Below are 14,124 nucleotides of genomic sequence, written 5' to 3'. Positions count from 1 at the left end.
AGATATAAAGAATTTAGCACATTTAATAAATGCTTGCTGTATCTAGGCGGTAAACGATGAATTGCCTATTTTGAAAAGCGTTGGTTAGTGACTGCAAGCTATATAGTCAGCTCCATATAAAGAAGATACAGTGAAACTGGAATGAATTTTTTGCAGCCTCTGTCGGCGTAAGCACAGCAAGCTAGAAAAATTTGTACCAGTTTCACGTTGTCAGATAACGTATCCATTTTATTTAGTACTGAATATAGCGTGATAATTCTAGTTAAAGAACCACGCTAAGAAATTGGATATTACCAGCCAACAGGGTCAATATCCAAGGTCAGCTTCAGATATTTGGCGCTTGGCAAGGTAAGTACAGGCTGCCACCAGTGATGTAATACCCGATGTAATTGCTGTCTGTCTTTGCCTAATAGTAGTAACTGCACGTGGTAGCGACTGTTCTTTTTACTCATTGGCGCATCGATAGGACCGAGGACAGCAAGATTATGCCCATTTGGCAAAATAGCAATCGCATCTTTAAGCGCTTGCGTCGTGGCGGTAAGGGTTTTGCCTTCACAGCGTATTAGGGCAGCGTGGCTATGCGGCGGCAAGCCCATCATTTTACGTTCTTGCAGTAGCTCACGTGCGAATGATAAATAACCATCTTTTACCAATTTTAATAACAGCTCATTATCGGGTTGCAGCGTTTGAATCAATACGCGCCCCGATTTATCACCGCGACCGGCACGCCCTGCGACCTGAACCATCAGTTGTGCAGTATGTTCCGGCGAGCGAAAATCGGCGGATAAAAAGCCACGATCAGCATTGGGCAAGCAGACCAACGTAACGTTAGGAAAATGATGACCTTTGGCGACCATTTGCGTACCGACTAAGATGGCAGGCTTGCCTTCATTGATACGCTGATAGATATTTTCCCAGCTGTCTTTACGTCTGGTGGTATCGCGATCGATTTGGATAATGGGGTACAGCTCTTTACTGGTTTGCGGATTGGCAAAAATCGCATGCAAGTTTTCGCTGAGCCTTGTAGTGCCCATTCCTTTGGCATCCAAATTTTGACTGCCACAATCAGGGCAAACCGTTGGAATATAGGCTTGCCAATCGCAGTGGTGGCATTTTAAATATGAGCTGCTTGAATAGGAATTAGATGGCGATTGGCTATTATAATGGACAGTTAAATGCGCATCACAGCGTGGACAATCTGCTTGCCAACCGCAAGCTTCGCATAGCAAAACTGGCGCATAGCCGCGACGATTTAGAAATATTAAAACTTGATCGCCAACCTCTAGCGTTTGCCGTATTGCGCCAATCAGCGCATCGGTCAGACCAGTATCATAGCGAGCGCCTTCGTCCGTCGTTTGTTGATGCGTACTTTGCAGGCGCGCATCAATCAGCTGCATGCTTGCAAGCTTGGCATTACCAGGGCGAGTTTGCAATTGACACTCTACCAGCTTGCCATCATCGACCAGTTTTAGATGCTCAAGAGACGGCGTCGCCGTACCAAGGACGACGGGGATATTGGCTTGTAGTCCGCGATAAAGCGCGACGTCGGCGGCATGATAGCGCAGCGTATCTTGCTGCTTATAAGAGCCATCATGCGCTTCATCAACGACAATTAAGCCCAGATCTGCAAAGGGATAGAGCACCGCTGAGCGCGTTCCAATGATAATTTGCGCATGACCGGTACGGCAATCTTGCCAGCCTTGCAGGCGATGGGTATTGTTCATACCCGAATGCAGTAAGACAATATGAGCGGCAAAGCGACTGGCAAAACGCGCGCGCGTCTGCGGCGTGAGTCCAATCTCTGGCACCAAAATCAAAACTTGCTTGCCGGCTTCTAAGACTGCTTGCATCGCCTGCAAGTAGACTTCGGTCTTGCCACTACCGGTAATACCATTTAATAAAAACCCCGTATATTGCTTATCTTCATGAGCAGCAATAATCGCAGTAACGGCAAGCTGTTGCTCTTCATTAAGGTCAAGCGGCATGGTTGCTAATTTAACAGGAGCAGGTGCTTGTTTATTCTGAATATAGCGCTCGATAAGGCCTTTTTCTTCTAGCGCTTTTAAGAAACTGCGCTGCATCCCTTCTAAGAGCAGAATATCCTCGCTAGCGCCGTGCTCACCGTGTAATTTAAGCATCTCAAACTGTTGCTTTTGCTTTTTTGCATTGGCGCGAAAATCGTCGTCGCTTACATGCGGCAAAATGCGCCAATGGGTAATCAGCAAGTCTAGCGGCTTACCTTGCCGCACGAGGGTTGGCAACATCACCGCCAAGACATCACCAAGCGGATAGTGATAATAACGCGCCAGCCAATGCGCCAGCTTTAGCATACTGGTATCTAAAATTGGCTCAGCATCTAAGCATTTATTAATGGGTTTGAGCTTATTGAGGGGTACGTCGCTATCCGCTGCAGCAATATGAGCAATAACGATACCGATTAAGGTTTGACGACCAAAGGATACTTCGACACGGCTACCAATAGGCGGTATATGAGCTGAAGTGCTATGCGGCAACGCGCTGCTATCTGTTGGCAAGCTGTAGTCAAACACCCGATAAAGGGGCACGGGTAGCGCAACTTGTAGCAACATAAAAGGGCTTCGCAGTCTTATCAGGTGAATAGGGATTAGGAAGAAAGGTTAAGAGATAAATAGATAAAGACCAATAAGCTTAGCACGATGCTAAGCTTATTATCATTGAACATAAAGCCGTAGAGCTTAATAAAGCTCAATAACCGTCTTATTCAATATACATAATAGATTCAATTTCAACCACGCCGCCTTTAGGTAGGGCTGCGACTTGTACGGCTGCGCGGGCAGGGTATGGCTCGCTTAAATTCGCAACGAACACTTCGTTTAACGCCGCAAAGTCATTTAAGTCGGTTAAAGAGACATTGAATTTGACCACGTCATTTAAGCTGCCACCAGCAGCTTCACAAATGGCTTTGATGTTTTCAAATACTTGCTTCGCTTGTGCATCGAACCCTTCTTTTAGTTCCATGGTGATAGGGTCAAAACCTAGCTGACCTGAAATATAAACAGTATTACCAACTTTTACCGCTTGTGAGTAAGTGCCAACGGCTGCAGGTGCTTTATCGGTTTGAATGGTTTGACGAGTCATATTATATCCTTATGATATTTTTTGATGTTTATTTGGTTGAAAAGTGAGCCAAAAATGTCAGGCTGCGTTAAACGCTTAAAATTAAATATAAAGGTTAATGCCTAACGCTTAAAAGGCATAGGTAAAAGGTATGGATTTTAACATTTATTTTAGCTGATTTTATAATTGGTAGAGCCGGATAATATTAGGGAAGCCAAGTAATGAGCGTAATTCGCGAATACCTTGCGCTAAATGATTGCGACTACGTACCACGATATGAATAATGGTATCGCTGCTACGCACGTCGACCTTTTCGACCCCGATATTTAACTGGCGCAGATGATAAATCACTTCACTGATTTGCTCATCACTGAGAGCGATTGAGAGCTTAAGGTAAGCGGGGAAACGGATTTTGCTACCGTGTTCGTCTGAGTCGCTTTGCTTAATTGCTTTATCATTACGCCAGCGCAACTGAATAACTTGATAAGGATTGTCTTTACGGATATCGTCCAATGAAAAGCATTTATGTCGATGGACAACCAAACCATGACGCGATAAATGGCCAACGATAGGGTCGCCATAAATCGGGTGACAGCAATTGGCAAAATCAAGCTCGACGCCTGAGGCATTGACAATCAGCTGCTGCGGCTGGGTCATATCATCAATATGTTCTTGCGATTGAATATCACTGACCTCATCGCTAAACAAACGGGTGACCACCAGTTGGGGCAGTAACGTACCCGAGCTTATTTGCTCAAATAGCGCATCTTTCTCTGTCAAACCGCGCCATTCGGTGAGGTTTTTCCAGTCACTTTCGCTTAAATCATCGAGGCTTTTCTGATACGTTTTTAAGGCGCGGTCTAAAGCTTGCATACCGTGATGCTGCTTGTCTGCAGGAGATAAGTCTTTAAACCAGCGCAAAATCTCTACCCGGGCTTTATTGGTGACCACAAAGCCAAGCCATTCCGCTTTTGGCTCAGAGTGACTGTTTACTTCAATCTCGACCAACTGACCGTTTTTAAGTACCGTGCCAAGTTTTGCATGTTTGTTATCGACATTGGCACCGACGGCAACATTACCGACCATAGGTCCAACGGCATAAGCAAAGTCTAACGCCGTTGCACCCTGCGGTAGCTCATAAGCGCGCCCCTGCGGACTGTAGCAGATGATTTTACTCGAGTGCAGATAATCCATCAGCTCATTAATGGTGGAGACCGCCGCTGAAAAGTCAGGGCTGTCCTCATCCAAGCTGTCTTCATCGTCGACCAAGTCTTTCATATTGCGTAATGAGGCTTGAATGACCGATTGACTGACATCGGAGGCGTGTTCTGCGCCAATAACGCCAAGCCTTGCCGCGTTCTGCATTTGCTTGGTTAAAATCGTCACTTTGACAAAATCATTGTCGCGCTCATAGATAAGGGTCAGCGACTGATTACCACCCGGTAGCGGGCGGCGAATATTGTCAGCGATATGGCTGTCATCAATCTGATATTTTTTAATCAGATAATAAGCCAATTTGTCGCAGGCTTCGATATTATCAAGGACAATCTCAAACGCATAATGGCGCAACAGCGCATTGATTTCACCGCGATTACGGAAAAATTGGCGAAAGATAACGACGCGATTGTCTAAGACTTTAACCATGCCATTCAGACCAAGATTGTTTAGAACAATACTTAAATAGCGATGAATGGCCTCTCTTTGAAAATTACGCCCAAGTCCATGTTGTAGCAGCTTATCAGACAGCTTGTTATACATATCGGAGTCAAGGTTACGATAGCAAAGCACTTCGATATAATCGGCAATGTCATTGAGACCCATTAAGCGTGCAAAGGGCACATAAAAATCTAGGGTTTCTTGCGCAGTGGTGCGCTGTTTTTCTGGGCGTACCGCATCCAGCGTCGACATATTATGTAGGCGGTCAGCCAGTTTGATAATCAATACCCGTGGATCGGCAAGGGTGGCAGTTAGAATTTTATGAAAGGTTGCCGCTTTATTTTCTTGTTTATTATGGGTCGATGATTTTAATTTGGTCACACCGTCGACCAGTCTTGCCACTATTTTGCCATAACGCTGCTGAATCTGCTCAGCACTGATCTCGGTATCTTCGACCGTGTCATGGAGGATGGCTGCAATAATCGTATCGCGATCCAAGCGAAAGCCTGCCAATATTTCGGCAACGGCAATCGGATGGGTGATATAAGGCTCCCCTGATTTACGCTTGTCTTTGATATGCGCAATATCACCGAACTCACAGGCATCAATAATATCACTACGTTCAGCCGCAGTGAGATAACCTACTGAGCGCAGCAGATTATATTGAGCGTCATCAACTAAAGGATGACTGAGTTTGGGTAAGGTTTGACTCATAAAGCGGCGATCCTATTTTCCAATACCTATTTGTCAGTTCAAGACGGTTTCTTGGTTCTCGACTGTTTGGGTAAATGGTGACTGAATGAATGCTGACCTACGCTATCAAAGCTTAAAGACATCAAAGCTTAAAGACGCAGAGCTAAAAAAGGGGCAGACCACCCTCTAATTAATCGTAAATCGCATTCAATGTCAACTGCTAAGCGAGTAGGCTATGCAAAAATTAAGAAATTCCCACTCAATGGTAGGATTTTCGCTATAAACGGTGGTTAAAATTGCTAACTGTTTAATATATAGTCGATTTAATTTGAAAAATAACAACATACTGCTGGGATAAATTTTTCGAAGCCTCTGGAGTGCAAAGCGCACAGCAAGCGAGGGAAATTTATCCCAGCAGAGTACTATTTCGTTTTGAATTGACTACAATAACTTAGCACTATAAGTAACGTTATCGATAGTCTTACAACCAAAAAACCACAGCCTATGCTGTGGTTCTTATCAATCAGGAATGTCATCACTTAATAAAGTGGTCGTACAAAACAACTACTAAAAGCCATGTTTTGAAAGCTGGCTAATAAAGCCTTATTAGAAGCTATGATCGCCTGATAATGCTAAATCTAATGAGCTTGTAGCAAAGTTATGATCTGGCTGATTTAAAATGTCACGGGTGATTTTTCCCGCAGCAATTTCACGCAAGGCCAATACAGTAGGCTTGTCGTTATCAACGTCAACCAACGGTTCAGCAATACCTTTGGCCAACTGACGGGCGCGCTTGCTTGCGACCAATACCAGCTCAAAGCGATTATCAACATTATCCAAACAATCTTCAATCGTCACTCGTGCCATAAATAGCTACCTCGGTTGTTTTTATTAGTCACGGAGCTTGTCCGCCACTCAATAAAAATAATATCAAAAATACAAAAGGGGGATAGCTAGGCATTATAGCATTTTTTGTTTAAGCGCGTGGTTGCTTTTTATATCGGCTGCTACTTATATCTACGCCGCCGCGTGCAATGCCCAGATAAGAGGACGAATAACGAATAATGCGACTTTAGCATTCCCCTTTCCCTTTCCCTTTCCCTTTTCTTTTGGCTACTCTTCTACTTTAGTACTCAGTAAGTTGGTAATGGTGCGATGGTAACGCTGCTGTTGGCGTTTAAGCGTCTGTCTATCAGCGACGATAACGGCTTTGAGCTCAGTTAGTGCAACTTCGAAATTATCATTAATAATCACAAAATCAAAATGTACGTATTGTGCCATCTCAGTGACTGCGCCTGCTAAACGCTGCTCTATCACTTCTAGCGTATCTTGCGCGCGCGTCGATAGACGTTGACGTAAGGTAGCAATACTTGGCGGCAAAATGAAAATCATCGTCGCGTCAGTGAAGATTTTTTTCACTTGTAGCGCCCCTTGCCAATCAATCTCTAGGATAACATCAACGCCAGCTTCTAACTGCGCCCGCACGCTTTGCTCTGAAGTACCATAATAATTGCCAAACACTTCGGCATGTTCTAAAAACTTGCCCTCACCGATGGCGGTGACGAATTTATCAACATCGGTAAAATGATAATGATGACCATCAATCTCACCGGGACGCGGGGCGCGCGTGGTGTGCGACACGCTGACAGTCAAATCATTGGTGGTGGCCAATAACTGCTTTACCAGTGAAGTCTTGCCTGTACCCGAAGCGGCGGTAATAATAAATAATGAACCTGTCATACAGTATTTCCTAATGGATTGTTTCTTAATAAAGTCAGCTCTAATAAAGCATGTCTTAGCAAAATCTAGGCTAGTAAAAATCTGTACTGCTAAAAGACCCAAAACTGTCTTAGTAAATGGCTAAAAACTGGTAAAAATAAAAAACGCCATCAGGTATGGCGCTAGAAACTTATATTGAATGGTAATCGATGCCTTATTATAAACTGCTTTTAGGGCTTTTATTTTATTTAGCGCCAGCTTTTCATTACTTAGCAGTTGTTCTGAAGTGATTTTTAAATGAAAAGGCGCTTTAGCCAATGTGTTGTTAATTTAAAACATGGCTATTTTCAAAGGCAATAAAAGCAAATTATGCTAAAGTAGAGCATTGATTTTATCCCCGTTTTTAATGTGAAGCTGTTTGATATTTAGCTTTAACTATAAATTATCTAATGATAGGCCTTCTTATGCAAATTTATCTTGCCAATCCACGTGGATTTTGTGCTGGTGTAGATCGCGCGATTGCGATAGTGAACGAAGCATTGACACGTTTTGAGCCACCCATTTATGTGCGTCATGAAGTCGTCCATAATAAATTTGTGGTGTCTGATTTGGCCAATCGCGGTGCGGTGTTTGTTGAAGAGCTGCATGAAGTACCCGATGGTTCAATCGTTATTTTCTCAGCTCATGGCGTCTCAAAAGCGGTGGAAGATGAAGCACAGCGCCGTGACTTAACGGTATTTGATGCGACTTGTCCGCTCGTTACCAAAGTACATATCGAAGTGGCAAAATTTGCTCAAGACGGTATGGATGCGGTATTGATCGGTCATGCAGGACATCCTGAAGTAGAAGGCACCATGGGGCGCTTTAATCGTCGCCACGGCGGTGAGATTCATTTAGTCGAAAATGAAACCGATGTCGAAGCTTTGAGTGTCCAAAATGCTGAGCACTTAGCTTTTGTTACCCAAACAACCTTGTCGATGGATGACACCGCGCGCGTTATCGATGCATTGCGCGAAAAATTCCCGAGTATCCAAGGCCCGCGTAAAGACGATATCTGCTATGCCACCCAAAACCGCCAAGATGCGGTCAAAGATTTAGCCGGTCGCTGTGAGGTGGTCTTAGTAGTTGGTTCGCCAAACTCGTCAAACTCTAACCGTTTGCGTGAATTGGCCGAGCGTATGGATTGCCGTGCTTATCTGATTGATAACGCCACCGAGATGGATAGACGTTGGTTTGATGGTATACAAAGCGTCGGTGTGACCGCTGGGGCGTCAGCGCCTGAGGTATTGATTCAAGAAGTATTACAGCAGCTGCAAGATTGGGGCGGTGATTTACCGAGTGAGCTGTCAGGTATCGAGGAAAATGTCACTTTTAGTTTACCGAAAGCCTTACGTATTCCGGTCACGCAAGTAGGTAAATAACATGAAAAAGCAGAAGTTTGTCTTGGCAGAGGCGTCGCTTGATGAGATTAATAAGCAATTGAAAATCAATATGTTTACCATTGTCATGTTGATATTGGTGCTTTTTATGAATATCGCGCAGTTTATGAGAGATTACAGCCTGCTATATGGTGCGCTTATTGCCATTATGGCTTTCTTCCTATTCGTAATGGCCAAAAGTCGCACACTGCTAACGATGAGAAAACAAGAGCTTACCAAATAAGTTAGTTATACAGGTAAGCTAAGTTTAACTATATTTATAACAACATTGACTTCTGACTGCGATTAAAAGTACTGAGTCAACAAAAAAGATTGGATTAAAGGTTAAGGATGTTCATGTCAGCTTATTATCATTTTATCAAACGCGAACAGCAAGAAGGCGGCGTCAGCGTTGCTCATTATCAGCCAACCAAGCATGCACAAGGCGCTTGGAATGAGCATGAGCAGCATATGGCACCAGCGACAGGATTGCTGACAGCGGAGCTCCAAGGCTATGCACCGCAAGCCAACACCCGTATTGCCCGTATTAGCCTAGACATTTTAGGCTTGATTCCACTTGATGACTTTACGATTACCACCCGTTGTATCCGTCCGGGTAAGACCATTGAGTTGATTGAAGCGGTCATGAGCAGTCGTGGCCGGGATGCGATTATTGCGCGTGCATGGCGTCTTATGACCCAAGATACCAGTGAGATTGCAGGACTTGAAGATCAAAAGGCTCGGTATCAACCTGAGGAATTGCCGGTTTGGGATGATATGAAAGGCTGGCCGGGCGGTTTTATCGAAAGCGTGCGCTTAGTGGCTGATCCAGACCGTCGTCCTGGTCGTGGCATGGTATGGATCACCAACGATGTCGAGATGGTAGAGGGCTTGCCTACTGATGATTTGGTGCATCTACTAGGCATGGTTGATACCGCCAATGGCGTGGTGCCACGCCTCGGTCTTGGGTTGTCGCAGTTAGAGTGGATGTTTCCCAATACGGATTTGCAAATCCATATGCATCGTATCCCAACAGGTAAATGGCTTGGCATCGAAGCCATGCAGCAATACGGCACTGATGGCATAGGGCTGACGAGTGCGGTACTGCATGATATACATGGTCCATTTGGTCGTAGCGAGCAAATCTTGACCATTCGTCCGATGCCGCGCTAATTTTAACCTGATATCTTTGGCTGGCTGCACTTAAGTGAGCCATTGTAGCTTTTAATAGCATCCTAGTTTTTAGTAACATCTAACATTGTGAAGCAGCTTTTATTAAACAGCTAGAAATCAGTCTATGTTATATAACATAAATGAAAATTATGTAATTAATCTATTATACAAATAATTAAAAATCGGTTGTAATGGAAGCCAACAAGATATCAAAGTAGCTCATGGTTGCTATGATAAGTTTTAATAATAAACGCCACACTCAATTTATCTCAAAAGGAATATGATGATGAGCGATAAGAAATGCCCTTACGATACCACCCCACTGACGATGAGCAATGGTGCCCCTGTTGTTGATAACGAAAACAGTAAAACCGCTGGCAAACGCGGGCCGCTTTTGGCAGAAGATTTATGGTTGAATGAAAAGCTGGGCGATTTAAACCGTGAAGTTATTCCAGAGCGTCGTATGCATGCTAAGGGTTCTGGCGCGTTTGGTACATTTACCGTAACCAACGATATCACCAAATATACTCGCGCTGATATTTTTAGCGAAGTGGGCAAGCAGACCGAGATGTTTGCGCGTTTTAGTACAGTCGCAGGCGAGCGCGGCGCGGCTGACGCTGAGCGTGATATTCGTGGTTTTGCTTTGAAGTTTTATACCGATGAAGGTATTTGGGATTTGGTCGGTAACAACACGCCAGTATTCTTTGTCCGTGATCCACGTAAGTTTCCAGATTTGAACAAAGCGGTTAAGCGTGATCCACGTACCAATATGCGTTCAGCGACCAACAACTGGGATTTTTGGACGTTATTGCCAGAATCGCTACACCAGGTTACCATTACCATGAGCGATCGCGGTCTGCCAGCATCGTATAGACACATGCATGGCTTTGGCTCGCATACCTATAGCTTTATCAATCGCGACAATGAGCGTTTTTGGGTCAAATTCCACTTCGTTACCCAACAGGGTATCAAAAACCTAACCGATGCCGAAGCCGAAGCGCTCGTCGGTATGGATCGTGAAAGCCATCAAAAAGACTTGTTTGAAGCTATTGAGAATGGCGATTTCCCGAAATGGAAAATGTACGTACAAATCATGCCAGAAGAAGAAGCCGATACCGTGCCGTACCATCCATTTGATTTGAGCAAAGTCTGGCCAAAAGGTGACTATCCACTGATTGAAGTCGGCGAGTTCGAACTCAATAGAAATTCGGACAATTATTTCTTAGACGTAGAACAAGCAGCATTTGCGCCGAACAATCTAGTACCTGGTATCAGTGCCTCACCAGATCGTATGCTCCAAGCCCGCTTGTTTAGCTATGCAGATGCTCAGCGTTATCGTGTTGGGGTCAATCATAAGCAGATTCCAGTGAACAAACCACGTTGTCCGGTCACCAGCAATCACCGCGATGGTGAAGGTAGAATAGGCGACAACTACGGCGGTCGACCACATTACACGCCAAACAGCTTTAGCCAATGGCAAGATCAACCTCAGTATGCTGAGCCGCCACTCAAGATTGATGGCTATGCGGATCACTATGATTTCCGTGAAGACTCAAATGATTACTTCAGTCAGCCACGTGCTTTATTCAATCTGATGAACGATGAGCAAAAGCAGGCACTGTTTGATAATACCGCAAGAGCGATGGGTGATGCGTTAGACTTTATTAAGTATCGTCATATCCGTAACTGCAACTGGTGTGACCCTGCTTATGGTGAAGGTGTTGCCAAGGCATTAGGATTGACTGTGGAAGATGCGATGGCAGCGCGCGAGTCTGATCCCGCACGCGATTTGCCTAGCTGTCTATAGACTGCAAATTATAACAATTGATTTAAAAGTACCGCTCTAGGAAACTAGGGCGGTTTTTTTATGACTAATAACTATTTTTGGCTTGTTCGAGCTTGAAATTTTCGCCCGTGCCCCTATCTGATTAAGCAGCCTAACAGTATTTAAAGTCCAGTCTTATTAAGCAGATTGGCGACACTGTTGGTATTTGAAAATTTGCGATTTATATGTGCTGGCAACAGCATTTTTGGTAACAATAATAGGAGTTTTTATGAGTGAACAGACCCAAGCGGACAATAAAAACGCTAATGACCTTGATGTTAATAAAGACACCCCTGAATTAAAAAAACATACCTTTGAAGCAGAAGTGGCGCAGCTGCTGCATTTAGTAACCCATTCGCTCTATTCTAACGCCGATATTTTTGTGCGTGAGTTGGTCTCAAACGCCTCTGATGCTTGCGATAAATTGCGCTTTGAAGCGACCAATGATGACAGTCTTTATGAGGACGATGGCGAGTTAAAAATCCGTATTGATATTGATGAAGATGCTAAAACCATTACCTTTACCGATAATGGTATTGGTATGAATGAAGCGGATGCGATTGAGAACTTAGGGACGATTGCTAAATCTGGCACCAAGGCTTTTCTAGATAAATTGTCTGACTCGCAAAAACAAGACGGTCAATTAATCGGCCAGTTTGGCGTTGGTTTCTATTCAGGCTTTATCGTTGCTGACACCATCAGCGTTGAATCACGCAAAGCGGGCGAGACTGCCGATAAAGGCGTGCGCTGGGTGTCAGATGGCACCGGTAGCTTTACCGTTGAGCCTATCACTAAAGCCACGCGCGGCACCGCCATCACTTTGCATCTAAAAGAAGAGTATGCGGCAGGCGAAGACAATTATTTAGACCGCGGCAAAATCAAGCGTTTGGTCAATAAATACTCAGACCATATCAGCTTGCCGATTCAGATGCGTAAAGAAGTTTGGCAAGAAGATGAGGTTGAGGAAGGAAGTGACACGCCTGCCAATGGACAAATGGTACTGACTGACGAATGGGAGACCATCAACAAAGCCAGCGCGCTTTGGACACGTTCAGCATCTGAAATTGAAGATGATGAGTATGTCGATTTTTATAAAAACATCACTTATGACATGGATGCGCCGCTGACGTGGACGCATAACCGTGTTGAAGGACGCGTGCAATATACCCAGCTGCTTTATATTCCTAAAAAAGCGCCGGTAGATTTATATACGCGTGAGCAGCAGCATGGTCTAAAGCTGTATGTCAAACGCGTCTTTATCATGGATGAAGCTGAGCAGTTATTGCCGATGTACCTGCGTTTTGTTAAAGGGGTCATCGATTCAGCGGACTTGCCACTTAACGTCAGCCGTGAAATCTTACAAGAATCGCGTGATGTAAAATCTATCCGTGATGGTAACGCGCGTCGTATTTTAACCTTGCTAGCAAGTCTTGCTAATAGCGAAGATGCCGATAAGCAAGAAAAATTTGCGCAGTTCTATAGCGAATTTGGCGATGTTATCAAAGAAGGTCTTGGCGAAGACATGGGCAATCAAGAGCGTATTGCTAAATTGCTGCGTTATGCTACAAGCACCGACGATAAGGTTGCGACCAGCTTTGAAGACTATAAAGCGCGCATGAAAGACGGTCAAAAAGCCATCTATTATCTAACGGCTGATAATTTGGCGGCGGCAAAAAACAGTCCTCAATTAGAGCTATTTAAGAAAAAAGGCATCGAAGTTATTTTGATGACCAGTCGTGTCGATGAATGGGCGATGAACTTCTTAACCTCATTTGATGAGACACCGCTACAAAATATCGCTAAAGGTGCGGTTGATTTGGGCGACTTGCAAGACGAAGCGGAAAAAGCTGAAGCGGAAAAAGCTGTGGAGGCCATGAAGCCTGTTGTTGATAAGTTAAAGACGGCTCTAGGCGAGCGCGCCAAAGATGTTAAAGTTTCAACACGTTTGGTCGATAGTCCAGCTTGTTTGGTGGTTGGTGAAGGTGAGCTGTCGCCACAAATGATTCAAATGCTCAAGCAAATGGGTCAAGATGTACCAGAAAGCAAGCCGACGCTTGAGGTCAACCCTGATCACCCGCTGATTAAAAAGCTTGAGAGTAGCGAGCAGTCTGACGGCGATTTTGACAAGCTTGCGCAAGTGATTTTTGACCAAGCATTATTGGCGGATGGTGGTCAGTTAGATGATCCTGCTGCCTATCTAAAGCGCGTCAATGAGCTATTGATGAGATAATGTTTAAGGTTTGATAGAAGGTTTTGATAAAAAAGGAGGTCTTAATGCTAAGGCCTCCTTTTTTAATAGGTTTTTAGAGGAATCTTCAAGCGATTTTTACAAATCAGCCTTATGCTCTTGACCGACAATCCGTTACAATTGTGACAGATTAGCGCGCTAAACGATTTCGTTGCGCTTTTCGCGTCCTATACCCATTTTATCGTAAATCAGATATAAAATTGCTGCCAATAAGCTCTCTAAAAAACGTAGGTTAATCATATTAAACAGCCTATTAAACGTTGTGCGCAGCAAAATACATTATCATTGATTTGCGT

10 protein-coding genes are annotated in these 14,124 nt (G+C 44.3%); 5 read left to right on the top strand and 5 right to left on the bottom strand.

Going from position 1 to position 14,124, the window contains the following annotated elements:
• Positions 1 to 290 precede the first annotated feature (290 nt).
• From JMX50_RS01885 to gmk, 5 genes are all read right to left on the bottom strand, one after another.
• A complete protein-coding gene (locus JMX50_RS01885; RefSeq protein WP_201628217.1) occupies positions 291 to 2,588 on the bottom strand; it encodes a primosomal protein N' in 2,298 nt (765 codons plus the stop codon).
• A gap of 148 nt (positions 2,589 to 2,736) precedes the next feature.
• The gene (locus JMX50_RS01880; RefSeq protein WP_201628216.1) at positions 2,737 to 3,117 is read right to left on the bottom strand and encodes a RidA family protein; all 381 of its coding nucleotides are present in this window, start codon (positions 3,115 to 3,117) and stop codon (positions 2,737 to 2,739) included.
• 159 nt (positions 3,118 to 3,276) lie between these two features.
• Entirely contained in the window at positions 3,277 to 5,466 is a 2,190-nt protein-coding gene (locus tag JMX50_RS01875; RefSeq protein ID WP_201563301.1) for a RelA/SpoT family protein, read from the bottom strand.
• Between the two features lie 585 nt (positions 5,467 to 6,051).
• A complete protein-coding gene (rpoZ, locus tag JMX50_RS01870) occupies positions 6,052 to 6,312 on the bottom strand; it encodes a DNA-directed RNA polymerase subunit omega (RefSeq protein WP_201563299.1) in 261 nt (86 codons plus the stop codon).
• A 246-nt stretch (positions 6,313 to 6,558) separates the two neighbouring features.
• Positions 6,559 to 7,185: a guanylate kinase gene (gene gmk / locus JMX50_RS01865; RefSeq protein ID WP_201628215.1), complete on the bottom strand. Its 627-nt coding sequence runs from the start codon at positions 7,183 to 7,185 to the stop codon at positions 6,559 to 6,561.
• 443 nt (positions 7,186 to 7,628) lie between these two features.
• On the opposite strand from gmk, the gene ispH reads away from it, so the two are divergent.
• The 5 genes from ispH (at position 7,629) to htpG (ending at position 13,810) form a co-directional block, all read left to right on the top strand.
• On the top strand, positions 7,629 to 8,585 hold the full coding sequence (gene ispH, locus JMX50_RS01860; RefSeq protein ID WP_201628214.1) for a 4-hydroxy-3-methylbut-2-enyl diphosphate reductase: 957 nt from the start codon (positions 7,629 to 7,631) through the stop codon (positions 8,583 to 8,585).
• Between the two features lies 1 nt (position 8,586).
• On the top strand, positions 8,587 to 8,826 hold the full coding sequence (locus JMX50_RS01855; RefSeq protein WP_201619141.1) for a hypothetical protein: 240 nt from the start codon (positions 8,587 to 8,589) through the stop codon (positions 8,824 to 8,826).
• A gap of 113 nt (positions 8,827 to 8,939) precedes the next feature.
• Complete coding sequence (locus tag JMX50_RS01850; RefSeq protein ID WP_201628213.1) at positions 8,940 to 9,755, top strand: thioesterase family protein; 816 nt, start codon at positions 8,940 to 8,942, stop codon at positions 9,753 to 9,755.
• A gap of 286 nt (positions 9,756 to 10,041) precedes the next feature.
• Positions 10,042 to 11,562 (top strand): catalase, encoded by a 1,521-nt coding sequence (locus JMX50_RS01845; protein WP_201619139.1) that lies wholly within the window; start codon positions 10,042 to 10,044, stop codon positions 11,560 to 11,562.
• A 247-nt stretch (positions 11,563 to 11,809) separates the two neighbouring features.
• The gene (gene htpG / locus JMX50_RS01840) at positions 11,810 to 13,810 is read left to right on the top strand and encodes a molecular chaperone HtpG (protein WP_201628212.1); all 2,001 of its coding nucleotides are present in this window, start codon (positions 11,810 to 11,812) and stop codon (positions 13,808 to 13,810) included.
• Positions 13,811 to 14,124: the final 314 nt, after the last annotated feature.

The sequence above is a fragment of the Psychrobacter maritimus genome, from assembly GCF_904846345.1.
Taxonomy (GTDB): domain Bacteria; phylum Pseudomonadota; class Gammaproteobacteria; order Pseudomonadales; family Moraxellaceae; genus Psychrobacter; species Psychrobacter maritimus.
Note: the sequence above shows the minus strand (reverse complement) of the source record. Positions and strands in the feature narration are given on the sequence as shown.